Source organism: Psychrobacter sp. WY6 (assembly GCF_018448495.1).
Lineage (GTDB): Bacteria > Pseudomonadota > Gammaproteobacteria > Pseudomonadales > Moraxellaceae > Psychrobacter.
In genome coordinates, this window is the sequence record NZ_CP049902.1 from 1,487,663 (window position 1) to 1,512,515 (window position 24,853).

Here is a 24,853-nt window from a genome sequence, read left to right on the forward strand (position 1 = left end):
CTGCTATCTTTTCAAGAGTGCCAGCTGTCCCTGTGGTGTTGCTATTGTAGCCAAGGTTGCTGGCATCGAGCGCGATATCATCAGGCGTCACTTGCTGTAACTTGAGTAAGCAGGAGTAAGTTAATCGGTCAGTTGTAAATGATATGCTGTAACTTATCGGTGTTGAAATTTAGCACTCATATGGCGGCTTTTAAAATCATGCTAAGGCCTTTAATACGGTGCAATCCAATCAAATGACTGTTCATAAACGTCATTACCAACTAAATCATAAACGTCATTACCAACTAAATAATCCACGATATGCAAAATTCTTGTAAATTTTTGGGCTTTACACTTGAAGCTAACTCACTTTGCCCCCACTTTTTGATACAAGCTCAAAGCTTATCTTTAGAATGCTGTTTTAAGCAGTAGTGCCTATAGATATTGGTATTGAGACCATTAATTCAAATAAACCCTTATTGCAAATAACCAAATTATTGGAGACATATTGATGAATATTCGTCCTTTACATGATCGCATCGTTGTCCGCCGCATAGAAGAAGAAACAAAAACGGCTGGTGGTATCTTGCTTCCTGGTTCTGCTCAAGAAAAACCTTCACAAGGTGAAGTGCTAGCAACTGGTAACGGTCAGATTCGTGACAACGGCGAAACTCGCGCGTTAGATGTAAAAACTGGCGACAAAGTCTTGTTCGGTCAATATGCTGGTCAAACCGTGAAAGTTGACGGCGAAGAACTATTGATTATGAAAGAATCTGATGTATTGGGTGTGTTAGAAGGCTAGTCCTTTTTGAGTATTTTTATACTCAGCGCATTTTGACAACATTATTGAAAAATCATTGAAACATTTAATTGCATTCTCATACTTATAATAGTGGAGTAATTTAACATGGCAAAAGACGTAAAATTCGGCATTGATGCCCGTAAACAAATGATGGATGGCGTAAACATCCTAGCAAATGCAGTACGCGTAACCCTAGGCCCTAAAGGTCGTAACGTGGTTATCGATAAGTCATTTGGCGCGCCTACCATCACTAAAGATGGTGTTTCGGTTGCCAAAGAAATCGAGCTTGAAAACAAATTCGAAAACATGGGCGCACAGTTGGTCCGTGAAGTGGCTAGCCGCACAAATGATGTTGCTGGTGATGGCACGACTACTGCGACCGTATTGGCGCAATCTATCTTGCAAGAAGGCATGAAATCAGTTGCCGCTGGCATGAACCCAATGGATCTAAAACGCGGTATCGATAAAGCGGTTCGCGCTGCTGTTGAGCAAATTCATTTGCTGGCTACACCAGCTGACGATTCAAAAGCGATTGCCCAAGTTGGTTCTATCTCTGCCAACTCAGACACCAAAATCGGTGAGCTAATTGCTCAAGCGATGGAAAAAGTCGGTAAGCAAGGCGTTATCACCGTTGAAGAAGGTTCAAGCTTTGAAGATACCTTAGAAGTTGTCGAAGGTATGCAGTTTGACCGTGGTTATATCAGCCCGTACTTTGCGAACAAGCAAGACAGCCTAACCGCTGAATTTGAAAACCCATATATCTTGTTGGTTGATAAAAAAATCAGCAATATTCGTGAAATAGTGCCATTACTTGAGCAAGTGATGCAGCAGAGCAAGCCATTGCTAATCATTGCTGAAGACGTTGAAAACGAAGCATTGGCGACATTGGTTGTCAACAACATGCGTGGCGGCTTGAAAACTTGTGCCGTAAAAGCACCAGGTTTCGGCGATCGTCGTAAAGCCATGCTTGAAGATATCGCAACGCTAACTGGCGGTACGGTTATCTCTGAAGAGATTGGTCTAAGCCTAGAGACTGCTACTTTAGAGCAATTAGGTACGGCGAAAAAAGTCACTGTTGGTAAAGAAAACACCGTTATCGTTGATGGCGCTGGTAACTCTGCTGACATCGAAAATCGCGTTGAATCTATTAAACGTCAAGTAGAAGAATCAACGTCTGACTACGATAAAGAAAAGCTTCAAGAGCGTATGGCGAAACTGGCTGGCGGCGTTGCCGTTATCAAAGTTGGCGCGGCGACTGAAACTGAAATGAAAGAGAAGAAAGACCGTGTTGATGATGCGCTACATGCGACTCGTGCAGCGGTTGAAGAAGGCGTTGTACCTGGCGGCGGTGTTGCCTTAGTTCGTGCAATGAATGCATTGTCTGAGCTACGTGGCGATAACGATGACCAAAACGCGGGTATCAATATCTTACGTCGCGCAATGGAAGCACCATTACGTCAAATCGTTACCAACGCTGGCGAAGAAGCATCAGTAGTAGTGAAACGAAGTGAAGAGTGGCAGCGGTACTATGGTTACAACGCAGCTTCTAGCGAATACGGCGATATGCTAGAGATGGGTATTCTTGATCCAGCCAAAGTAGCTCGTTCAGCGCTAGAAAATGCAGCATCTGTTGCAGGCCTAATGCTAACGACCGAAGTCATGATTACTGATTTGCCACAAGGTGATGACGGTATGGCTGGCATGGGCGGTGCTGGTGGAATGGGCGGTATGGGTGGAATGGGCGGCATGATGTAATTTATGCCTCGACTAAATTTGTACGACGTTGTTAACCTCGCTCGATGTACTATTAGTACAATCTTCACTTGGTCGCCTAGTCGTACTGCTTTAGTCAATCCATAAAGCGCTTTTCGCTAGAAGTATGATTTTGTCATAAAGTTTATTTGATCATTAGAGGCTCTGTTATCGGAAGATAGCAGGGCTTTTTTTGCCTAATTTTTATAGCGCTACTCATTGGTATATGAGGTATTCACGGTTTTATATACATTCATTCGATAGTGCTGGATAAGTGTTTTATGCTTGGAAAGGTTGCCAATTGACAGACATAGTGAGAGCGTTGCTATTTCCCAGACTCAGTGGTGACACTCTATCTATTATTTACTCATGATCTTTGATGTATTTCTAAAAACTTCAACAAGTAAATACCAATTAGATCAACAAAATCGATCTGACATTATCAAAAGTATTGAATATATAAAGTTTTTTTATATATGTTATTATTTAAATGTAATTAATAAATAATCAATGGACTGATACTTTATCAAAGGACAATTGAACATGTGTTATGGCTGCCCAGCCACAAACTCTTGTGCAATTCAAGGTGATGATGATGAAAAAAATTAGGCTTGGAATTCTGGTAGAAGAGGAAACATTGCCATGGCATAAGTTCAAACCATTAAAATCTCTCGTCGATGAAGGCAAGGTTGAGGTTTGTATTGCTGTCCAACGAGATAAAAAACAAGCGTCTCACATGTCTCGTCTATCCAAAGTTATTCCTTCCATTAATCAAAAGTTATTTTCTTTTCTTTCTCGAAATAAGAGTAATACCAAGCGTTATTCTATTCATGACTTGGTGGCTAATGGTACGATGCCCATCGTAATATCAGTCGCAAATCAGGATAAGATTTATGATGAGATTGAGGATTCAGTAATTGAGAAACTTGAAGCCGCCAATCTAGATTATCTAGTCAAATTTGTTTTCGAACCTTAGCAGGGAGAATTCTGAGTGTTTCAAAAAAGGTATTCTGTTATTTCGTTACGGCGATGAAACCAAACAAAGGCACGGATCAGCATTGTATTGGCAGTTTGCCGAACAATGGGAGAATAGCGTAGTCACGCTACATCTGTTAAATGAGCGTCTTAATGGTGATAAAGTCGTTGGGAGAGGATATGGTTCTTTATTTTACTGGGACTATAATTTAACCGAGCATAAATTAAATGGTGTCACAGCATCGATATTGTATTGGTATTTCCATAAAAATAAAATTGGCGTCAAAAGTAGAAATTCGACGAATTCAATGCTTGACGATGCAATTTATGAAGAACCCCAGCAACTGACTGCCATACGGCATTTGATGAGTTTTTTTAAAAACTATACGATAAAGACTTTCTATAAAAGTCTTTATCACAATAACTGGAGTATTTTGATTGGTTCTATTGATCAGTCGATGCAAACATACACTGAGCTATTGCCTGAAAAAGGATGTTTTTGGGCTGACCCTTTTTATATTGAGCGAGATTCAAGGCGTTATATATTTTTTGAGAGCTTAAATTACAAAGAAGGTATCGGCCGTATAGAGTGGGTGGAACTGGATGAGCACCATCAAGTTATCAATTCTGGACCAGTCGATTTAGGTATTCGCTCTCATTTAAGCTTTCCTAATGTATTCGAGCATGAAAACGCTGTATATATGATTCCAGAAGCCGCCAAGACCAATTGTATTAACCTATTAAAAGCGACGGATTTTCCGCAGAAGTGGGAAAAAGTTCATGAGTTGGTGTCTGGGGTTCAGGCAGCAGATAGTGCCGTTATTGAGCACAATGGCTTATGGTATCTTTTTACCACGCATGGTTCAATTTCAGTCCTTACGATGGATTTAGAATTGCATATTTATACGTCTGATAAGTTGGAGTCAGATAACTGGAGCATTCATCCCTCGGCCTTTAAAAATTGATGTGCGTGGATCACGATTAGCAGGTGCATTATTCCGAAAAAATGGTCAGCTGTTTCGTACGGCTCAAGATGGCACTATTAGGTATGGACGTAGAGTGGCTTTGTATCTGGTAGAAGAGTTGACACCGACATCTTACAAAGAAACCTTTGTGCGTTATATCGAACCCAATTGGGAAAACGAGATCGATCGTCTTCATACCTATAACGTATATGATCAAACTGTCGTACTTGATGTCTCAAGAGATAAATTGCGTTTTACCGTATAATCATTGAGAGGCTTTACGGCAATTGGTGATAATATTCTGTCGAAAAACCCCGATAGGCTGAGCTTATCGGGGTTTATTTATACAAATTAGATTTTTTTTAAAATTACTGACTGGCTGCATCCCGACGAAAAGTCCAAGTCTTATCATCAGAAGCCTCTTCACAGTAATAATATCCCGCCAAATCAAACTGCTTTAGCTGCTCAGTATTGGTCAGCTTATTATCAGCAGCATACTTCACCATCAGTCCACGTGCTTTTTTAGCATAAAAGCTAATGACTTTGTATTGACCATTCTTTTCATCTTCAAATCGTGGTGTGATAACTTCCGCATTCAGCGCTTTCTTATTGACCACTTTGAAATATTCATTTGACGCCAGATTAATCAAAATCTTATCATCACTATCCGCCATACGTGCATTAATAATGGCAGTTACTTCCTCGCCCCAAAATTCATAAAGGTTATCACCACGTTCATTTTTCAGTTTGGTACCCATCTCTAAACGATATGGCTGAATTAAATCGAGCGGTTTCAATACGCCATATAATCCAGACAAGATACCCAGATGATTATTGACGTAAATGGCGCTGTCTTTATCCATATGATACATATCAAGTCCCGTATAAACATCGCCATCGAATAAATAACCTGCAGGTTTGGCATTGTCTAAAGTAAAGGGCTTATCGTTGCTCCAACGCCACTCTTGATTGCGCTTGGCATTGAGCTGTGCCAAATCATCAGAGATGCCCATCAGTTCTTGTAAATCAATCGGTTCTTTTGATTTTAAGTTTTTCATCAATGCTTGCGCATGTTCGATGAGCTCTGGTTGACTATAATATTTGTCTAAGTTCACTGGCACCGCATCTTTCTCATTTAAAGATTTGGCAGGGGAAAGTAAAAAATACATCCATTCCTTATTATAGTGAGTCAATGGGTATTCTATTTATGTATCAAGTTTTCTTATTATACGATATGCAGTATTGTATCTTGACCTACCCGTCGTTATTTCGTGTTTTTTAACGTTACCCTTAAAAAGGACAGATATTTGAGTGATATAAGCCGATAGCTTGTTAAGTCTAGCGTTTAATTGAAAAGGAAAAATTTTTAATATAACAATAAAAGTTATGCAGATGGTGTAAATGCCTAACTTTTTTTTTACTTGTGGGTCATCATTAGGCAATGAAAGTTGGCAGATGATGTCTCTATAATAAAAAGGCATGATGGCAAAGTAGTCATCATTTATTAAATTGATAGTCTTTGGTCTTAAGTGTTAACCAACCATGACCAAAGGTTTTTTCGTCCCCTGTGCTTTTTAAATGTGCGTTGAGGGTGTTAAAGGTAGTCGTGAGACGTAAGTATAGTCATTAGACGTAAGTAAGGAGACGGTATGAAAATCGGAAGTGTAATCAGTGCAGATATCGCGAGCGAGAGCCGTATAGCGATAACCCCAGACGCAGTCAAAAAATTGCGTAAGCTTGGCTTTGAAGTCGTCATACAGTCAGGTGCAGGTCAAGCGGCATATTATGCGGATGAGTTGTATCAGGCTGCAGGTGCCGATATTGCCAGCAGCAGCGCCGAGGTCATTACACAGTCTCGAATTATTACCACCGTCAATGACTTGCCTGCTGCAGCTATTGAAGGATTAACGTCAGGTCAGATTGTCATTGGCATGCTCGACCCTTATCGTAATACTCAGATTGACACTTATGCGACCAAAGGTGTCACTGCCTTTGCGATGGAACTTTTACCTCGCACATTGTCACGCGCACAGAATATGGATGTCTTGTCATCGCAAGCCAACCTTGCTGGTTACAAAGCAGTATTGCTAGCGGCAAATGAATACTCGCGTCCTTTCCCGATGTTTATGACCTCAGCCGGTACGGTTAAGCCTGCCAAAGTGGTGATCTTGGGCGTCGGGGTTGCAGGTTTGCAGGCTATTGCGACGGCGAAGCGTTTAGGCGCTGTCGTTGAAGCCAGTGATTTACGTCCGACTGCTCGTGAGCAAGTGGAATCACTCGGTGGTAAATGGCTGGATGTGCCGATGAGTGCAGAGGAGGCTGAGACAGCTAAGTCTACAGGTGGTTATGCTTGGACGCCATCAGAGCAATATGTCAAAGATCAAGCTGCTGTCGTGGATAAAGCCTTGAGCAACGCGGATATCGTCATTACCACAGCGCAGATTCCTGGTCGTAACGCTCCTCGTCTGGTGCACGGCGCAACCCTTGCTAAAATGAAGGCGGGTTCCGTATTGATCGATATGGCTGCTGGCACAGGTGGCAACGTCGAAGGCAGCGTGCCTAACGAAACCATCACTACAGACAATGGTGTGCGTATCGTTGGTGCCGCCAACATCCCATCGATGCTCGCCGCGCAGTCTTCAGATTTGTATGCCAACAATTTGGTTAACTTTATCACCACATTAATTGCGCCTGCTAGCGATGACGCTTCAGCAAATGACGCATCAGCTAATTTGGCACTTAAATTAGACATGGAAGACGAGATTCAAGGCGCACTGGCAGTGACACATGACAGTCAGGTACGACTAGCCAAACGCTAGTTTTAACGGTCTATCACCATATGCTTTGTCACTACACATTTGCCAGACACGAATAAATTTTTAGGAGGATTAGATGATTGCCACTATTTTAGCGGCAGCGCCAGCTGGTGCTGCCATGAGTAGCACACCATTCGTAGCGATTTTTACCGTATTTGTACTCGCTATTTTTGTCGGATATTACGTCGTTTGGGGCGTCACGCCTGCATTGCACACACCATTAATGGCTGTCACCAACGCACTATCAAGTATCGTCATCGTCGGTGCCATGCTACAGACCGTCACCATTGATGGTTCTATCTTTACACCGACCAGTATCCTTGGTGCTTTTGCCGTATTTTTAGCCAGTATCAATATCTTTGGTGGTTTTGCCGTGACCGAACGTATGCTTGCGATGTTCAAACCTAAAGTGAAAAAAGCACCCGCTCTTGAAACTGGGACAACAGAAACTGGAGGCGACGCATGAATGATTTCTCAACAATGATTGCGGCAAATGCTGATTGGTTTTATTTAGTAGGCGCTATCCTCTTTGTATTGACCTTGCGTGGTTTGTCTAGCCCTAAGACGGCTATCCGTGGTAACCGCTTTGGTATGGTAGCGATGGCGATTGCGGTCGTCACGACATTCTTCTTAGCAGAAGGCCCTGTGCTGTGGTTAATTATCGGTGCGATGATTTTGGGTGCCCTCGTCGGCATGTGGAAAGCGAAAACAGTCGCGATGACGCAAATGCCAGAAACCGTGGCTTTGATGCATTCGTTCGTCGGTTTGGCAGCGGTCGCCATTGCATTGGCAACCGTATTGCATACTGAACAACAGCATGGTGCAGTGGCGCGAGTTGAGCTATTTATCGGTTGTTTCATCGGTGCGATTACCTTTTCAGCATCCGTCTTTGCCTTTGGTAAATTGGCAGCTAAAAGCTGGGCTAAAACGTTGGTTGGCGGCTGGGTAAAACCTGTCCAAGCGTTATTATTCATTGCAATGATTGGTTTCGGTGGCGTTTATTTCGTTACTGACTCATTACCAGCATTTTATGCGATGGCAGTGATTGCCGTTATCTTTGGTTGGATGTGGATTGCGCCAATCGGTGGTGGTGATATGCCAGTGGTGGTCTCGCTATTGAACTCGTTCTCTGGTTGGGCAGCAGCAGGCATTGGTTTCACCCTTGGTAACTCAATGCTGATTATTGCAGGGTCGCTCGTTGGTTCATCAGGTGCGATCTTGTCTTACATCATGTGTAAAGCCATGAACCGCTCATTACTCAACGTCTTATTTGGCGGTATGGGTACAGGCGCTGTAGCAGCGGGCGGCGATGATGGCGCACCGAAGAACTACAAAGCTGGTTCGGCAGAAGATGCGGGTTTCTTAATGGCCAATGCAAGCAGTGTTGTGATCGTACCGGGATATGGTATGGCACAGGGCCGTGCACAGAATGCGGTAAAAGAGTTGTATGAGCTGCTAAAGAAGAAGGTGTGAATGTGCGTTTTGCGATTCATCCGGTTGCGGGTCGTATGCCAGGTCACATGAACGTTCTATTGGCTGAAGCCGATGTCCCTTATGATGATATTTTAGAGATGGATGAGATTAACTCGGACTTCGCAAGTACCGATGTGGTGTTGGTCATCGGTGCGAACGACGTGGTAAACCCCTCTGCGAAAGATGATCCAACTTCACCAATCTTTGGTATGCCAATTCTAGAAGTGACCAAAGCGCAAACGGTCATGGTCATCAAGCGTTCAATGAACACAGGTTATGCAGGTCTTGATAACAGTCTGTTCTATATGGACAAAACCATGATGATCTTTGGTGATGCCAAGAAGATGGTCGAAGAGATGGTTCGTAGTATCAATGGCGCAGGTCATTAATCATTAAAATATGTGTTTAACGGTTAGCTTTTGCCTATAAATTTTTAAGTAAAGAAAGTCACTGAGGTGGCTTTTTTTGCGTTAAGGTACGCTGCATTTATAGCCAGTCGCTGTTATATTATTATACAATAATTTTATACCCAATAAATTTACAAAAATAAGCGTAAGAGAGTCATTTATGAATATGTTGATACGTTTTTTATTATGGTCAGCTTGCTAAAACAACAACTTAAGCAGCAATCAGTAAGCGAGCGCCTTAGTATTGAGCTCTTGATTGCACCGACAGTTCGTCATTATCGAGTGTTGCCGCATGATATGGGCTTTCGGAATCATCTGCCTAATTATCGTTATTTGTCTTTTATCGAGCTAAACATTACTCGCTGGCTGATGGCGTGCTGTCATCAAAAAGGTATTAAACCATTAAATTGGGTTATCGCCATGCAAGAAATGGTTTATCTGAAAGAAATTAAATTTTTAGATAAGATGACGGTAAGTAGCACGCTTGTTGGCTGGGATAAAAAATACGTTTATTTTGAAACGCGCTTTTTTGTAAAAAACCAGCTGATGGGCGTTGGTATGACTAAGTTTGTATTGACCAATAAAAAAGGCAAATGTGCGCCAGAGATATTGGATATGATAGGTGAGCGGTTGAATGAGGTCATTGATTCTTGGAATCAGCATCAAGTGGCGATTAAATCTGCCAAATCTGCTGAAACGAGTAAAACAACAAGTGCGGCATAACGAACTTGTCTATAATCAGCAGGCGAATTTTGGTAGGATAGCGGTTATTAAGTTGCCAATCAAATCACCAGTCAAATTGACTACTGATTTGATGAGGTGTATAAAAATGATTAAAAGTTAAGGAGCTATCATGACCCCGCAAAAATTAAAATGGACAGACAGCTTAGATATCGCTATTGAGCTGTATGAGAAGTTTCCAGAGACCGACCCGCAGTACATCCGTTTTACTGATTTACATCGCTGGGTGACTGAGCTTGAAGGTTTTGATGATGATCCACAAAAATCAAATGAAGGCATCTTGGAAGCGATTCAAATGAATTGGATTGATGAAGCAGATTAGATATACCCTGAAGCGCTATTTTTAATACTATCTCAAATAGAAAACTGAATAAATATATAGGACTTACAGATCATGACGTCACAAATTAAAGAGTTACCTGAAGCAATAACTTGTAAAGGTATTAGCGTTCGTACGACCAATAACGCTGAGATTAGCGAAGACACGGCGAAACTGGGTCGTTTATGGCAAAAGTTTTACCAAAACCATGCCAGTGATCTTCCTAAAGGTGAAGACATCTATGGTGTCTATCAACTATGAGAGTGAGGATTTGGTCGGCGCTTTTGACGTGGTTGCCAGTTGGAAAGTAGCCAGTGAGCAAGAGTCAACAGACGATAACAATACCGCTAAAGTTGCAAACCTAGTAACAGTAGATATTCCTGCAGGAAAGTATTTGGTATTCTCTGAGCAGGGTAGAATGCCATACACGGTGATGAATGCTTGGGAAAAGGCTTGGACCTACTTTAATGATCGCAGCTGTGAGCACACGCGAACTTTTGATGTCGATTTTGAGCATTATATCGGTGGTAATCTAGAGTATGGTCAAGTTGATCTCTATATTGGTATTGAGTAAAATTAGTATTGAATAAATCAGTCAAAATAATAAAAAAGCGCCAAGTCTGCTATCAGACTTGGCGCTTTCTTTGCTTACTTCAACGAATGATTAATCTAACAGTAAATTCTCTAAAATTCCCTCATAAATTTGGGCGAGCTTGCCTAAGTCATCGACTTCTACCTTTTCATCAACTTGGTGAATCGTCGCATTTCTTACACCAAGCTCAACGACTTGTGCACCCGTTGGCGCAATAAAGCGTCCGTCAGAAGTACCACCTGATGTAGATAGTGTCGTATCAGTATCGGTTACCTTTTTGATCGCTTTTTGACAGGCAGAAACCAACTTACCTTCAGGGGTCAAAAACGGCTGACCAGATAATTTCCAATGGATATCATAACTGGCCTTACTATTAGTAAAGTGTTTGTCAAAGATAGCATGCGTTTTTGCCTTCAGCTCATCTTCAGTCGTTTCCGTAGAAAAGCGGAAGTTGAAGATAACTCTTAACGTCTCAGGAATGACGTTGGTGGCGCCTGTACCGCTTGATATTAGAGATTTGCAGGGAAGTCGCAGGGAAGTAGTCATTGCCATTATCCCAAGTAGCGGCAGTCAGTTCCGCCAAAGCTGCCATCGTTGCATGAATAGGGTTGCAAGCTAAATGCGGGTAAGCAACATGACCTTGTTTGCCAGTGACCGTAAGTTCCCACCCAATGAGCCGCGGCGACCGTTTTTAATGATATCGCCGAGCGTATCTGTGCTCGATGGTTCGCCAACCAAGCAATAGGTGATTTTTTCATTGCGGGCTTCTAAGGCCTCAATGACTTTGACCGTACCATTGATGGAAGGACCTTCTTCATCGGAAGTGATTAAAAAGGCAATAGAGCCATTGTGCTCAGGGTGATTTTTGACAAAACGTTCAGATGCGATGGTAAAGGCGGCAATACCTGTTTTCATGTCAGCTGCACCGCGAGCCCATAGGTAACCATCAGCGATGGTTGGCGTAAATGGCGGATACGTCCAATTGTTTTCATCACCTGTTGGCACGACGTCGGTATGACCAGCAAAACAGATAACTGGATCAGTGGTGCCACGGCGCGCCCATAGATTTTTGACTTCTGCATGTTCGCCGCTTTGATCTCTATCGCCAAAATACATAAATTCGCAGTCAAACCCAGCTTGTGATAGTCGTTTTGACAAGATATCTTGACAGCCATCATCATCTGGGGTGACGGAGGGACGTTCAAGTAGCGCAATACTTAAATCTAGCGTTTGCTGCTGATGGTTTTCTTGTTGATGGATGGTTTGTTTATTAAAGTCCGACATGAATAAACCTTTTTATTATAAATTAAGATGATAATTTTTTAAAATTGGCAGCCACGATAAAATACAATCAGTCGTTGCTTGTTACTTGCTAATGCGTTTTAAATCTTGTCTTCAACAAAAGGCACCAAACCATCACGGCGCATCCACGTAGCGATAGAGTAACGCTGCCGATGGGCAATTTGTACTTGATGTTGTAGGTCACTGTCAAATATCACCAATCTATTGGCGACAGGCATGACGTTATGATGAACGCCATGTTTATCAATGATTTCTAGTGCGCCGCCGTCAGTTGGTTCCCATTCATCATTGAGATAAAACACCGCAGAGATAACGCGTTCATCACGCCCAGCTGGATTGTCACTATGCCATTGATAGCCAAAACCTACCGGATAGCAAGCATAATGCGCTTCACTGTGGCGAATACCGGCAAATAAACTGCGATTAAATAAGGCGGCAAGCGCATTGATACTTTGTAAATAATAAAACCCAGCAAAGAAGTTTTCTGTAATCCAGCGGATGCGATCACCGCGAATATCACTGACACGAATCCCAGCCGTCAGCTCTGCGTCACGATAGTCAATAAAACCACTCTCTGCTTGCAAGGCTAACAGCGCTTTCGTTTCAAAGACCTCATCAATAATGATCCAACCATCATCAACGAATGTATCCAGTTGTGTATCAGTCAGCTTATCTTGCCAACTGATATCGAAATCAGACTGTTGTAATACGCGCTGAGTCAGTGGTTTTTGGCTTGGGTCGTCGCTATGAGGAAATAATAATGGTGGATTATCTTCTCCTATCGGATGATCAATCACCAACTTTGTCACATCAAGATTGCTAATAATCCTGTCATTTCGTCTCACTATGGTCAGTTAGCTAGCAATACATAGCCAATCAATGCCTTTTTACCAAAACCATCGTTATCTTTTACTCTGCCTATGCTACCATAGATGTAATTTTTCTTATTTAAACTTTTGAGATTATGAACTATAAACACGCCTACCACGCTGGTAACTTTGCTGATGTGGTTAAACACATTTTATTGGTACAACTCCTTAATCAATTGGGGCAAAAAAACAAACCTTTTTATGTGCTTGATGCTTATGGTGGTCGCGGACTGTATTCACTGAGCAGTGAAGAAGCGCGCAAGACAGGTGAGGCCAAAGGTGGTATCCAAGCGTTACTAAATGCCAATACCGACAAGGCACCCGCTGCTGTCAAAGATTATATGGAAGGCATTAAGCAGCGCGTTTCACTTATGACAATAAAGTCTATCCTGGTTCTCCTTGGTGGGTTGCCCATCATATCGAGAAAAATCCAGATGCGGGCGTGCGCGGTGAAGCTTTTGAAGCCAAAGCTAGCGAATATGATGCGCTAAATTATCAGTTGCACAAGTTACCCATTGGTATACAGCATCGTGATGCCTTTGAAGGTATTACCGCCGTTATTCCGCCAAAAGAAAAGCGTGGTCTGATTTTTCTTGATCCGCCTTATGAGCAAGAGCACAAAGATTTTACCCGCCTTATAAATTTACTCGTTGCTGCTTATAATAAATGGCCACAAGGCACTTATGCGCTTTGGTTCCCTATTAAGAACGTTGAAGCCGTTGAATTGTTTTATAAAAAACTGAAGCGTACTGAAATGCGCCGCCAGTTGGTTTGTGAGCTGAATATTTATCCAAATGATGTGGCGGTTGGTCTTAACGGTACAGGTTTACTGGTAATCAATCCACCTTGGCAATTTGATAATCATGCACGTGAGATATTACGCTTCTTACAGCCTGCATTAAAAGTGGCTGATGCTCCAGACTTAACGCCTGATAGCGCAACCAATGTACGCTGGCTAGTCGGCGAATAACCATGTTAGTGAATAACTATGCCGGCAAATAAGGATATTGAGATGACTAACGTGCAATCACCTAAAGACGAATCAAATCATCCGCTTCTAAATGATGGATTGTTACAAGACAGCGCAGCCGCCCAGCCGCCCTTTGTCGATGAGCATGATTTCAATATTCGCTTAGCGGATAATGAGAGTATGATGGCTTGACCTTTGAAGTGATTGAAGCAGAAGTTGCTGAAGGGCAGCGAGTAGTCAGTCGCGGTGTCTATTTAGCGCCAAACCTAATTACAACCTTGTCACTGCTATCTGGCTTTTATTCGATTTTAGCCAGTACGCAAGGCGAGTTCTACAAAGCTTCTTTAGCCATCTTTTTGTCCGCTATTCTCGACGGTGCTGATGGGCGAGTGGCGCGTATGCTTAATGCGCAAAGCCCCTTTGGCGAGCAATATGATTCGCTTGCCGATATGCTGGCTTTTGGTGTTGCACCAGCGATCTTAGTTTATAGTTTTGCGCTACAGCCGTTAGGTCGCATTGGCTTGGGCTGTGCGTTTGTCTTTACCGCCTGTGCCGCCTTCCGTCTCGCACGTTTTAACGTTCAGGTCGGTATTGTTGATAAAAATACTTTGTCGTTGGCCAGTCCACTTGCTGCTATATTAGTAACGGCAGCCGTTATGGTCGCTGTTGACCATAATGAATGGGTTGGGCAGTACGATACGGCAGTCATATTCTTATTTGCTGCTTGGGTGGTGATTTGTGGTTTACTGATGGTTAGTAATGTCAAATACTATAGCTTTAAAGAGTTTGATAAAAAAAGTACCTTTTGTAGTTCTAATAATTGGTGTGTTGGTTATGAGTATTGTGCTCTATGATATACCTGTTGGTATCTTGGCGATTGGTATTATTTATGCGTTATCGGGTATTGTTACGACGATTAAAGCAAAAGCAAATTTTTAGAATTGATTGTTCGTGTCATATTAAGGAATTTACCGTAGGGTAAGTTCCTTTTTTTATACGCTTTATATCAAACCGGCTATCAGTGTATTCATCACGATAAGATAAGAAAGACCAGCTCATTTTTTAGATAATGATCATTGATAACGACTTGTTAAAGAAACCCACATGATTGAGATGAAAAAGCATGCTTATTTACGAGCTTACCTCAGCCCAACGCAAAACCCCGTAGACTGCCATTCAGTTAAAGCAAAAGTAGTGTCGCCATCCTGCTAATTTAGTTTAATCACCAAGTTTATTTAAATTAAGCTAAAATAGCCCTTGACTAAACATTCAAACCCTCTATAATACGCCCTCATCAAGACGAGCTGGAAGCTTATATGTAAGATACATATAAATAACCCAATTCACTTGAAGAAACAAAACATAAAAAAGCTTGACAAATCAAATCATTATGATAAGATAGTCGGCTCGCTAGATAGCTTAACCCGTAAGGGATTGAGACTAAACAGCAAGAGAGATACCCTATATATCAGTTACTGGACGACAGTGATTGAGCACTATTTAAAAGCATAACTAAAGAACAACTTGTGTGGATTTTTGCTGATTCAGAATGCTAAAAAATAAAGTTGGTTTTAACTCCTTTTCGGAGTTCATTCTAACTATAAAAATTATCATTTAAGACAGCAGAAAAACTCAAAGTTAATTCATTACGAACATAATTTTTAGCGATTTTGCCAGATTAGATGAGCCAAGTTTAGAAGCTTCTTTAAAGAGCTTCATAGCAAGATTAAACTGAAGAGTTTGATCATGGCTCAGATTGAACGCTGGCGGCAGGCTTAACACATGCAAGTCGAGCGGAAACGATGATAGCTTGCTATCAGGCGTCGAGCGGCGGACGGGTGAGTAATACTTAGGAATCTACCTAGTAGTGGGGGATAGCACGGGGAAACTCGTATTAATACCGCATACGACCTACGGGAGAAAGGGGGCAGTTTACTGCTCTCGCTATTAGATGAGCCTAAGTCGGATTAGCTAGATGGTGGGGTAAAGGCCTACCATGGCGACGATCTGTAGCTGGTCTGAGAGGATGATCAGCCACACCGGGACTGAGACACGGCCCGGACTCCTACGGGAGGCAGCAGTGGGGAATATTGGACAATGGGGGAAACCCTGATCCAGCCATGCCGCGTGTGTGAAGAAGGCCTTTTGGTTGTAAAGCACTTTAAGCAGTGAAGAAGACTCCGTGGTTAATACCCACGGACGATGACATTAGCTGCAGAATAAGCACCGGCTAACTCTGTGCCAGCAGCCGCGGTAATACAGAGGGTGCAAGCGTTAATCGGAATTACTGGGCGTAAAGGGAGCGTAGGTGGCTCTATAAGTCAGATGTGAAATCCCCGGGCTTAACCTGGGAACTGCATCTGAAACTGTAGAGCTAGAGTATGTGAGAGGAAGGTAGAATTCCAGGTGTAGCGGTGAAATGCGTAGAGATCTGGAGGAATACCGATGGCGAAGGCAGCCTTCTGGCATAATACTGACACTGAGGCTCGAAAGCGTGGGTAGCAAACAGGATTAGATACCCTGGTAGTCCACGCCGTAAACGATGTCTACTAGTCGTTGGGTCCCTTGAGGACTTAGTGACGCAGCTAACGCAATAAGTAGACCGCCTGGGGAGTACGGCCGCAAGGTTAAAACTCAAATGAATTGACGGGGGCCCGCACAAGCGGTGGAGCATGTGGTTTAATTCGATGCAACGCGAAGAACCTTACCTGGTCTTGACATATCTAGAATCCTGCAGAGATGCGGGAGTGCCTTCGGGAATTAGAATACAGGTGCTGCATGGCTGTCGTCAGCTCGTGTCGTGAGATGTTGGGTTAAGTCCCGCAACGAGCGCAACCCTTGTCCTTAGTTACCAGCGGGTTAAGCCGGGAACTCTAAGGATACTGCCAGTGACAAACTGGAGGAAGGCGGGGACGACGTCAAGTCATCATGGCCCTTACGACCAGGGCTACACACGTGCTACAATGGTAGGTACAGAGGGCAGCTACACAGCGATGTGATGCGAATCTCAAAAAGCCTATCGTAGTCCAGATTGGAGTCTGCAACTCGACTCCATGAAGTAGGAATCGCTAGTAATCGCGGATCAGAATGCCGCGGTGAATACGTTCCCGGGCCTTGTACACACCGCCCGTCACACCATGGGAGTTGATTGCACCAGAAGTGGATAGCTTAACCTTCGGGGGAGCGTTCACCACGGTGTGGTTGATGACTGGGGTGAAGTCGTAACAAGGTAGCCGTAGGGGAACCTGCGGCTGGATCACCTCCTTATAGATGGCATTCGGTCAGCAAGAATTCACAACAAGTTGTTCTTTAGTTTAAGCTTACGTTTTAACAAGCGTAATTGGGTCTGTAGCTCAGCTGGTTAGAGCACCGTGTTGATAACGCGGGGGTCAGTGGTTCAAGTCCACTTAGACCCACCATTTTATAATGGGGCCATAGCTCAGTTGGTAGAGCGCCTGCCTTGCACGCAGGAGGTCAACGGTTCGACTCCGTTTGGCTCCACCACTATAGACGAATAAGCTTTAAGTGCTAATAGTATAAATAGAAACAAGTGATTTATCTTTGAATAAAGACACGATTACTTCTTTCTGTTTTATACAGAATCTGTGACTCGACGAGAGCATAGAGACTATTTAAAAACATAGATATGAGTCTGGGTTAGGAAGAGCGTGTTCACGCGCACTTCCTAACCTTAATCACTCACCTCTTAACGACATCAGTTGTTATCCCAGGGGTGAGTGATTAAAAAAAGTAAAGAGAACTGAATCAAGCGTATAAACATAGGTGATATCGTTATCATAATTAGACTTTATAACACTTAGCAGTCGAAAGACTACTTGGGGTTGTATGGTCAAGTAATGAAGCGCACATGGTGGATGCCTTGGCAGTCAGAGGCGATGAAACGTGACAGCCTGCGATAAGCTTCGGGGAGGCGGCAATATCCTGTGATCCGGAGATTTCTGAATGGGGAAACCCACCTACCATAAGGTAGGTATCTTGTACTTGTACAAGAAGCGAACGAGGGGAAGTGAAACATCTCAGTACCCTTAGGAATAGACATCAAATGAGATTCCCCTAGTAGCGGCGAGCGAACGGGGAGAAGCGATTAATGCTAATGTAGAAGAACAGCGTGGGAAAGCTGACCGTAGTAGGTGATAGTCCTGTATTCGAAACATTAGCGTTAACATATTAAGTAGAGCGGGGCACGAGAAATCCTGTTTGAAGATGGGGGGACCATCCTCCAAGGCTAAATACTCCTGACTGACCGATAGTGAACCAGTACCGTGAGGGAAAGGCGAAAAGAACCCCTGTGAGGGGAGTGAAATAGAACCTGAAACCGTGTGCGTACAAGCAGTGGGAGCCTTAATTTATTAGGGTGACCGCGTACCTTTTGTATAATGGGTCAGCGACTTATATTCTGTAGCAAGGTTAACCGTTTAGGGGAGCCGTAGGGAAACCGAGTCTTAATAGGGCGTTTAGTTGCAGGGTATAGACCCGAAACCGAGTGATCTATCCATGAGCAGGTTGAAAGTGCCGTAACAGGCACCGGAGGACCGAACCCACTGTCGTTGAAAAGCCAGGGGATGACTTGTGGATAGGGGTGAAAGGCTAATCAAACTCGGTGATAGCTGGTTCTCCCCGAAAGCTATTTAGGTAGCGCCTCGGACGAACACCATTGGGGGTAGAGCACTGTTTCGGCTAGGGGGTCATACCGACTTACCAAACCGATGCAAACTCCGAATACCGATGAGTGATATCCGGGAGACACACAGTGGGTGCTAACGTCCATTGTGGAGAGGGAAACAACCCAGACCGCCAGCTAAGGCCCCAAATTCCTAGTTAAGTGGGAAACGAGGTGGGAAGGCATAGACAGCTAGGAGGTTGGCTTAGAAGCAGCCATCCTTTAAAGAAAGCGTAATAGCTCACTAGTCGAGTCGGCCCGCGCGGAAGATGTAACGGGGCTCAAACTAGGAGCCGAAGCTGCGGATTTGAATTTGTTTTCAAGTGGTAGGGGAGCGTTGTGTAAGCCTGTGAAGGTGTGTCGTAAGGCATGCTGGAGGTATCACAAGAGCGAATGCTGACGTGAGTAACGATAATGCGAGTGAAAAGCTCGCACGCCGGAAGATCAAGGGTTCCAGTCCAACGTTAATCGGGGCTGGGTGAGTCGACCCCTAAGGCGAGGCCGAAAGGCGTAGTCGATGGGAAATCGGTTAATATTCCGATACTTGTTTATAATGCGATGGAGGGACGGAGAAGGTTATGTCAGCCTGGCGTTGGTTGTCCAGGTGAAAGGATGTAGGCTTACAACTTAGGTAAATCCGGGTTGTTATATGGCTGAGATCTGATAGCAAGCTGTACTTGTACAGTGAAGTGGCAAATACCATGCTTCCAGGAAAAGCTTCTAAGCAATAGTTATAAACGAATCGTACCCTAAACCGACACAGGTGATCAGGTAGAGAATACCAAGGCGCTTGAGAGAACTCTGCTGAAGGAACTAGGCAAAATGGTACCGTAACTTCGGGAGAAGGTACGCTGCTGATGGTGATAGGACACGCTCCTTGAGCTGTTGGCAGTCGCAGATACCAGGCTGCTGCAACTGTTTATTAAAAACACAGCACTCTGCAAACACGAAAGTGGACGTATAGGGTGTGATGTCTGCCCGGTGCTGGAAGGTTAATTGATGGGGTTAGCGTAAGCGAAGCTCTTGATCGAAGCCCCAGTAAACGGCGGCCGTAACTATAACGGTCCTAAGGTAGCGAAATTCCTTGTCGGGTAAGTTCCGACCTGCACGAATGACATAATGATGGCAGCGCTGTCTCCAGCAGAGACTCAGTGAAATCGAAATCGCAGTGAAGATGCTGTGTACCCGCGGCTAGACGGAAAGACCCCGTGAACCTTTACTACAGCTTTACATTGAACTTTGACCTGACTTGTGCAGGATAGGTGGGAGGCTTTGAAGCCGAGACGCTAGTCTCGGTGGAGCCAATCTTGAAATACCACCCTGGTCATGTTGGGGTTCTAACTCAGGTATAACAATACCGAGGACAATGTATGGTGGGTAGTTTGACTGGGGCGGTCTCCTCCTAAAGAGTAACGGAGGAGTACGAAGGTGCGCTCAGACCGGTCGGAAATCGGTCGTAGAGTATAAAGGCAAAAGCGCGCTTAACTGCGAGACCCACAAGTCGAGCAGGTACGAAAGTAGGTCTTAGTGATCCGGTGGTTCTGTATGGAAGGGCCATCGCTCAACGGATAAAAGGTACTCTGGGGATAACAGGCTGATACCGCCCAAGAGTTCATATCGACGGCGGTGTTTGGCACCTCGATGTCGGCTCATCTCATCCTAGGGCTGAAGCAGGTCCTAAGGGTATGGCTGTTCGCCATTTAAAGAGGTACGCGAGCTGGGTTTAGAACGTCGTGAGACAGTTCGGTCCCTATCTACCGTGGGCGTTGGAAATTTGAGAGGATCTGCTCCTAGTACGAGAGGACCAGAGTGGACGAACCTCTGGTGTTCGGGTTGTCACGCCAGTGGCATTGCCCGGTAGCTACGTTCGGATGGGATAACCGCTGAAAGCATCTAAGCGGGAAGCCCACCTCAAGATTAGATTTCCCTAAAGAGCCGTTGAAGACTACGACGTTGATAGGCAGGGTGTGGAAGTGCAGCGATGCATGTAGCTAACCTGTACTAATTGCTCGTTTGGCTTGACCATACAACACCCAAGTGGTTTGTATGAAAGCTCTAATTAATCTATCTTGTATAAGCGAAAGCTTATAGAAACGAGAGAATATTTCGATATCACCTTTAACCTTGATTCAGTTAGGTTACAAGTTGATCGACCATAAACTAAACACTTATAGTCAAACAATAAAAATAACAGACTCATATCTAACCCCCTTTGCTGACGACAATAGCATGATGGCACCACCTGATCCCTTCCCGAACTCAGAAGTGAAACATCATTGCGCCAATGGTAGTGTGGGTTCGCCATGTGAGAGTAGGTCATCGTCAGCTCTCTATTCTAAAAGCTAAACCCCCTTCTGCTTATGCAGAAGGGGGTTTTTCTTTGCGTGGGATTAATTTTTATTGGAACATAAAATGTTAATATGTTTTATGATATTGTAGTTAAATTAATATAATTTTATCAAGATGTTGTGAACTATTAGAGTATTTAATTATGAACTGGGTTATTGCAAACAAAGATTGGTTATTTAGTGGAGCGGCTGTCGCTTTACCTCTCTCGGTAATAGGGTGGTTTTTCTTTAATCGAAAAAATAAACAGGTTCAAAAAGGCGGTGATAATTCAACAAATATACAAGTTGGAGGAAGTTTAAATATAGGAAATAAAAAAAATGATGAATAGGCAGAACCAACAAGCAGGTGATAACTCTAATAACCTTCAATCCAAAGAAATGATGACTGTTAATATATAGAGTAAGAAAAGCGAGCTCGTGAGGTTTTTCAAGAAATGAATTTACAGTTGAAAGATAAGTACTCTGAAGAGGCAATGAAAATCGCTCAAATTAGAATTGATGAGTTTGAGAATAGACTGATGCCTAAGATGGAAGATTTAGAAGGTGCTTTAGAAGTATTTGCAGATCCAAGCTTTCAATTATTACTTGTCGAAGCTCAAAAAACAGCTGCTGCTACCGAAAGACCCGTTGACTATGAACTTCTTTCCGAATTGTTAGTACATAGATTCCAAAAGAGAAAAAATAGAGTAGCACGTGCAGGAATCAGCCGTGCTGTAAAAATTGTAGATGAAATAGACGATGATGCCTTACTTGGATTAACGGTGTTCCATAGCATAAATAGTTTCTTACCACTAACAGGAGATATTTCAAGGGTTAGATGTTTTAAATGAACTATTCGGGAAAGTTTTATATGGAAGTTTACCTTTGGGTAGAGATTGGCTAGATCATTTAGATATATTAGACGCTGTGCGTTTGAGTCCAATTGGTACCTTAAAGAAAATAGAGGATTATTACCCTGAGCAATTATATGGATATGTAGATGTAGGGATAAAGAAAAACTCTGAAAATTTTGATAGAGCAATGAGTATTATTGAAGCAAATAAATTACCTAAAGATATTATAATTGAGCATGCTCTGAACCCTGAATTTGTAAGAGTACCTATTTCAAATAGACAGCATATTGAATCTCTTGTCTTAACAAAACAGCTTTTTCAGCAAGGGTTTTTTATTCCTAAGTCTATAGCTTTATCAGATAGTCAGAAAAAAGCAATCAATACGATATATGATCTTTATTCGCAAGATATAAATTTAAGAATGAAAATACTCGATTATTTATAGAACACTGGGATGAAAGAGCTAATTTAAATACTCTTAAGAAGTGGTGGAATAGTATAAATATAGGTGCTGAAGTTACTTCTGTAGGAAGAGTACTAGCTCATTCCAATGCACAAAGATGCGATAAAAACCTTCCATATCTTGATTAAAATATTTTAAACAGTAACATTCACACTGTTTTATAGTTTATAAAGGACAAGCTATGACGACACGACATCAAAAGTGACCTACCAAGGCGATTTGCGTACCACCGCCATTCATTTGCAGTCAAATAATGAAATCATTACTGATGCACCGACTGATAATCACGGCAAAGGCGAAGCATTTTCGCCGACTGATTTATTGGCGACTAGCTTAGCCAGTTGTATGTTGACGATTATCGGTATCAAAGCTCGTGATATGGATATCGATATTGCAGGCACTACAGCTGAAGTGACCAAAATAATGGCTGCTGATCCAAGACGAGTCAGTGAAGTACATGTTGTATTACTTTTAATCAACCATTAGATGATAAAACGCAAAAGATATTCTAAACACCGCGCTACTTGTCCAGTGCGAAAAGTATCCATCCTGATATCATTCAAAAAGTGACTATTCATTCCAGAAGCCATTAATTCTAAGAGCTTTTAATTCTAAGAACTACTGATTCCAAGAATTGTTAATTCCAAAAACCAGTGACCTTTATAAGGATGGTTGAGATGGCTAGCAAACCTTACTTATGTTGCGCATGCGCCATCACCTAATACTAAGAAGTTGGCGCAAGCGGCTTATGATGGTGCCAATCATCCTGATATAGATATCAATGTCATAATCAAATCTCCCCAAGATACCCAGCCTGAAGATGTATTGGCAGCTGACGCGCTATTATTAGGGACGACTGAGAACTTGGCTTATATGGCAGGACTGACCAAAGACTTTTTTGATCGCTGTTATTATCGGGCGTTAGAGAAGAAGCAGGGCATGCCGTTTGCGGTATATATTCGAGCTGGGCATGATGGGACAGGTACTAAGCTTGCGCTCAAAACCATTACCACAGGACTGCGCTGGTCATGGGTGCAAGAGGCGCTGATTTTACAAGGTGATTGGCAAGAAATCTTTACTGATCAAGTCGAAGAGCTAGCGATGACACTGGCAGCTGGGGTAGAAGCGGGTATTTATTAGTTTTTTCGACGCTTTGCTTGTCGCCATTATTAATATCAAAGCTACAGTAATGAAGATATATAAGGATATTAGCAGTGTTGAATGATGATTTAGATAATAGCCAATCGATTGCTCCTACTGGAATAGCATTTTCTCAAGCGTGTGAAAATAATAAGCAGCCGATTCTAGAATTTTTACAGCAAGAGTTGCAAGGTTCTATTCATGTGTTAGAGGTTGGGTCAGGTACGGGTCAGCATAGTGTGTATTTTGCCCCTAGATTGACTCATTTAACATGGCAGACCAGTGATATGTTGGCTAATCACGCCACCATCAATGCTTGGCATGCTGCCTATCCTGCCCCTAATTTATATCACCGCTTACTTTTGATGTATCGTGTGATTCAGTGCCAATGAAAAATGCGGTCGATATACCGTATGATGCGGTATTTACCGCCAATACCTTGCATATCATGTCGTGGTCTTTAGTGGCTAAATTATTCCAATTGGTCGGTGATATGCTACCCTTAAATGGTAAGTTCATCATTTATGGACCCTTTAACGAAAATGGCAGTTATAGCAGCGCAAGCAATCGTCAGTTTGACCATAGCTTGCGCCAGCGCGATGCTAACAGCGGCATCCGTCATTTAGAAGACGTTATAGATTTGGCAAATACACATCATTTAACGTTAAATAAGCGTTATGAGATGCCATAACAATCAAATATTAGTATTTGAAAAACTATATAACGTAAAAAGCTGAGTTGGTTCACTGTGATAACACTATGAATCAACTCAGCTTTATGTAAGTTCCAATCAGTAAAGCAACCTATTTATAAATACTAACCTGTATTGCGTAGCCCTGCTGCCAAAGCGTTGATACTACGAATTAATGCATCTTCGACAGCAGGTCTATCGTCATTTTCCAGATTGGTCATTGTCAGTGTTATCGGATTGGCGCATACGCTTGAGTAGCTCAATCTGGATGTAGTTAATGGGATCTAAATAGGCGTTACGCCATTCCAATGAATGAGCCAAGTCTTGTTGGTTTGAGAGTAAGAAGATGCTCTAGCAAGGAGTTGAGACCTGCGTGCGTCAGTTCATGCTCATCAATCACTGCCTGCATGACTTGCTCACGTAAGCTTTCGTCTTTACACAGTTGACTGTATGCACGGGCGTCATCTCGGATTTGGTAAAAGCCATTTCAATATTACTGATAAAGACATTGAAAAATGGCCAGTTTTTATTCATCTCCTTCATTAACGCTTCGTCTTTTTTGACGCTATCTAAAGCACTGCCCACGCCATACCAAGCGGGAAGGGTAAAGCGCGCCAATGACCAGCCAAATACCCATGGTATCGCCCGAATCGTCGATTTGCTCGGCAGTCCTTTTTTACGGTGAGCAGGACGCGAGCCAATATTGAGCAATGAAATCTCTTGTACTGGTGTGGC

General features: G+C 43.0%; 19 protein-coding genes, 2 tRNA genes, 3 rRNA genes and 7 pseudogenes. 26 read left to right on the forward strand and 5 right to left on the reverse strand.

The genetic code is table 11. From position 1 onward, the window contains the following. Positions 1 to 487 precede the first annotated feature (487 nt). From G7Y90_RS07500 to G7Y90_RS07520, 5 genes are all read left to right on the forward strand, one after another. Positions 488 to 781, forward strand: a complete 294-nt coding sequence (locus tag G7Y90_RS07500) for a co-chaperone GroES (protein WP_041757514.1) — start codon at positions 488 to 490, stop codon at positions 779 to 781. Positions 782 to 886: 105 nt separating this feature from the next. Then, positions 887 to 2,536 (forward strand): chaperonin GroEL, encoded by a 1,650-nt coding sequence (gene groL, locus G7Y90_RS07505; protein WP_250163806.1) that lies wholly within the window; start codon positions 887 to 889, stop codon positions 2,534 to 2,536. Between the two features lie 547 nt (positions 2,537 to 3,083). Next, positions 3,084 to 3,509, forward strand: coding sequence for a hypothetical protein (locus G7Y90_RS07510; RefSeq protein WP_250163807.1), 426 nt, complete (start codon positions 3,084 to 3,086; stop codon positions 3,507 to 3,509). Positions 3,510 to 3,591: 82 nt separating this feature from the next. Further along, the gene (locus G7Y90_RS07515) at positions 3,592 to 4,473 is read left to right on the forward strand and encodes a glucosamine inositolphosphorylceramide transferase family protein (RefSeq protein WP_250163808.1); all 882 of its coding nucleotides are present in this window, start codon (positions 3,592 to 3,594) and stop codon (positions 4,471 to 4,473) included. A gap of 1 nt (position 4,474) precedes the next feature. Continuing rightward, positions 4,475 to 4,738: a glucosamine inositolphosphorylceramide transferase family protein gene (locus G7Y90_RS07520; protein WP_045446690.1), complete on the forward strand. Its 264-nt coding sequence runs from the start codon at positions 4,475 to 4,477 to the stop codon at positions 4,736 to 4,738. A gap of 103 nt (positions 4,739 to 4,841) precedes the next feature. Here the strand turns inward: G7Y90_RS07520 and yaaA are convergent, their stop codons facing one another. Next, positions 4,842 to 5,642, reverse strand: a complete 801-nt coding sequence (gene yaaA, locus G7Y90_RS07525; RefSeq protein ID WP_250163809.1) for a peroxide stress protein YaaA — start codon at positions 5,640 to 5,642, stop codon at positions 4,842 to 4,844. A 480-nt stretch (positions 5,643 to 6,122) separates the two neighbouring features. On the opposite strand from yaaA, the gene G7Y90_RS07530 reads away from it, so the two are divergent. The 7 genes and pseudogenes from G7Y90_RS07530 to G7Y90_RS07560 all read left to right on the forward strand — a co-directional run bounded on the left by G7Y90_RS07530 (position 6,123) and on the right by G7Y90_RS07560 (position 10,803). After that, a complete protein-coding gene (locus tag G7Y90_RS07530) occupies positions 6,123 to 7,292 on the forward strand; it encodes an NAD(P) transhydrogenase subunit alpha (RefSeq protein ID WP_250163810.1) in 1,170 nt (389 codons plus the stop codon). Between the two features lie 115 nt (positions 7,293 to 7,407). After that, positions 7,408 to 7,755 (forward strand): proton-translocating transhydrogenase family protein, encoded by a 348-nt coding sequence (locus G7Y90_RS07535; RefSeq protein ID WP_250163951.1) that lies wholly within the window; start codon positions 7,408 to 7,410, stop codon positions 7,753 to 7,755. Further along, positions 7,752 to 9,151 (forward strand): annotated as a pseudogene (locus G7Y90_RS07540) (NAD(P)(+) transhydrogenase (Re/Si-specific) subunit beta). Before G7Y90_RS07535 ends, G7Y90_RS07540 begins: the two are co-directional and overlap by 4 nt. A 204-nt stretch (positions 9,152 to 9,355) precedes the next feature. After that, complete coding sequence (locus tag G7Y90_RS07545) at positions 9,356 to 9,892, forward strand: acyl-CoA thioesterase (protein ID WP_250163811.1); 537 nt, start codon at positions 9,356 to 9,358, stop codon at positions 9,890 to 9,892. 130 nt (positions 9,893 to 10,022) lie between these two features. Then, entirely contained in the window at positions 10,023 to 10,232 is a 210-nt protein-coding gene (gene iscX, locus G7Y90_RS07550; RefSeq protein WP_021812734.1) for a Fe-S cluster assembly protein IscX, read from the forward strand. A 72-nt stretch (positions 10,233 to 10,304) separates the two neighbouring features. After that, positions 10,305 to 10,490, forward strand: a complete 186-nt coding sequence (locus tag G7Y90_RS07555) for a GyrI-like domain-containing protein (protein ID WP_250163812.1) — start codon at positions 10,305 to 10,307, stop codon at positions 10,488 to 10,490. Continuing rightward, a complete protein-coding gene (locus G7Y90_RS07560) occupies positions 10,471 to 10,803 on the forward strand; it encodes a GyrI-like domain-containing protein (protein ID WP_250163813.1) in 333 nt (110 codons plus the stop codon). The genes G7Y90_RS07555 and G7Y90_RS07560 overlap by 20 nt, the downstream gene beginning before the upstream one ends. A 90-nt stretch (positions 10,804 to 10,893) precedes the next feature. Here the strand turns inward: G7Y90_RS07560 and dapE are convergent. Continuing rightward, positions 10,894 to 12,105, reverse strand: a pseudogene (dapE, locus tag G7Y90_RS07565) (succinyl-diaminopimelate desuccinylase). 98 nt (positions 12,106 to 12,203) lie between these two features. Then, positions 12,204 to 12,923: a 2OG-Fe(II) oxygenase gene (locus G7Y90_RS07570; RefSeq protein WP_502937422.1), complete on the reverse strand. Its 720-nt coding sequence runs from the start codon at positions 12,921 to 12,923 to the stop codon at positions 12,204 to 12,206. A 164-nt stretch (positions 12,924 to 13,087) separates the two neighbouring features. Between G7Y90_RS07570 and G7Y90_RS18445 the strand changes: the two are divergent. The 14 genes and pseudogenes from G7Y90_RS18445 (at position 13,088) to G7Y90_RS07635 (ending at position 24,118) form a co-directional block, all read left to right on the forward strand. Then, positions 13,088 to 13,962, forward strand: a pseudogene (locus G7Y90_RS18445) (23S rRNA (adenine(2030)-N(6))-methyltransferase RlmJ). A 42-nt stretch (positions 13,963 to 14,004) separates the two neighbouring features. Continuing rightward, positions 14,005 to 14,154: a hypothetical protein gene (locus tag G7Y90_RS18450; protein ID WP_349773404.1), complete on the forward strand. Its 150-nt coding sequence runs from the start codon at positions 14,005 to 14,007 to the stop codon at positions 14,152 to 14,154. Beyond that, positions 14,151 to 14,901 (forward strand): annotated as a pseudogene (pssA, locus tag G7Y90_RS07580) (CDP-diacylglycerol--serine O-phosphatidyltransferase). Before G7Y90_RS18450 ends, pssA begins: the two are co-directional and overlap by 4 nt. Before the next feature lie 789 nt (positions 14,902 to 15,690). Next, positions 15,691 to 17,229, forward strand: a 16S ribosomal RNA gene (locus G7Y90_RS07585). 75 nt (positions 17,230 to 17,304) lie between these two features. Next, a tRNA-Ile gene (locus tag G7Y90_RS07590) sits at positions 17,305 to 17,381 on the forward strand. Positions 17,382 to 17,390: 9 nt separating this feature from the next. Then, positions 17,391 to 17,466: transfer RNA gene (locus G7Y90_RS07595), tRNA-Ala, on the forward strand. A gap of 344 nt (positions 17,467 to 17,810) precedes the next feature. Then, positions 17,811 to 20,669 (forward strand): 23S ribosomal RNA (locus G7Y90_RS07600). Positions 20,670 to 20,857: 188 nt separating this feature from the next. Further along, positions 20,858 to 20,971, forward strand: a 5S ribosomal RNA gene (gene rrf / locus G7Y90_RS07605). Together the 16S, 23S and 5S rRNA genes with 2 tRNA genes alongside form the textbook arrangement of a ribosomal RNA operon. 163 nt (positions 20,972 to 21,134) lie before the next feature. Next, complete coding sequence (locus G7Y90_RS07610; RefSeq protein WP_201553421.1) at positions 21,135 to 21,320, forward strand: hypothetical protein; 186 nt, start codon at positions 21,135 to 21,137, stop codon at positions 21,318 to 21,320. Between the two features lie 96 nt (positions 21,321 to 21,416). After that, positions 21,417 to 21,821: pseudogene (locus tag G7Y90_RS07615) on the forward strand (LPO_1073/Vpar_1526 family protein); the annotation flags it as partial. A gap of 34 nt (positions 21,822 to 21,855) precedes the next feature. Beyond that, complete coding sequence (locus G7Y90_RS07620) at positions 21,856 to 22,269, forward strand: hypothetical protein (protein WP_250163816.1); 414 nt, start codon at positions 21,856 to 21,858, stop codon at positions 22,267 to 22,269. A 219-nt stretch (positions 22,270 to 22,488) separates the two neighbouring features. Further along, positions 22,489 to 22,773: an OsmC family protein gene (locus G7Y90_RS07625; protein WP_250163817.1), complete on the forward strand. Its 285-nt coding sequence runs from the start codon at positions 22,489 to 22,491 to the stop codon at positions 22,771 to 22,773. Between the two features lie 186 nt (positions 22,774 to 22,959). Next, positions 22,960 to 23,427 (forward strand): flavodoxin family protein, encoded by a 468-nt coding sequence (locus G7Y90_RS07630; protein WP_250163818.1) that lies wholly within the window; start codon positions 22,960 to 22,962, stop codon positions 23,425 to 23,427. Positions 23,428 to 23,501: 74 nt separating this feature from the next. Continuing rightward, positions 23,502 to 24,118, forward strand: a pseudogene (locus G7Y90_RS07635) (DUF938 domain-containing protein). 125 nt (positions 24,119 to 24,243) lie between these two features. Here the strand turns inward: G7Y90_RS07635 and G7Y90_RS07640 are convergent. Both G7Y90_RS07640 and G7Y90_RS07645 read right to left on the reverse strand, forming a co-directional pair. Then, a complete protein-coding gene (locus tag G7Y90_RS07640; RefSeq protein ID WP_250163819.1) occupies positions 24,244 to 24,339 on the reverse strand; it encodes a phosphoenolpyruvate carboxylase in 96 nt (31 codons plus the stop codon). Next, positions 24,320 to 24,829 (reverse strand): annotated as a pseudogene (locus tag G7Y90_RS07645) (phosphoenolpyruvate carboxylase). The gene G7Y90_RS07640 and the pseudogene G7Y90_RS07645 overlap by 20 nt, the downstream one beginning before the upstream one ends. Positions 24,830 to 24,853: the final 24 nt, after the last annotated feature.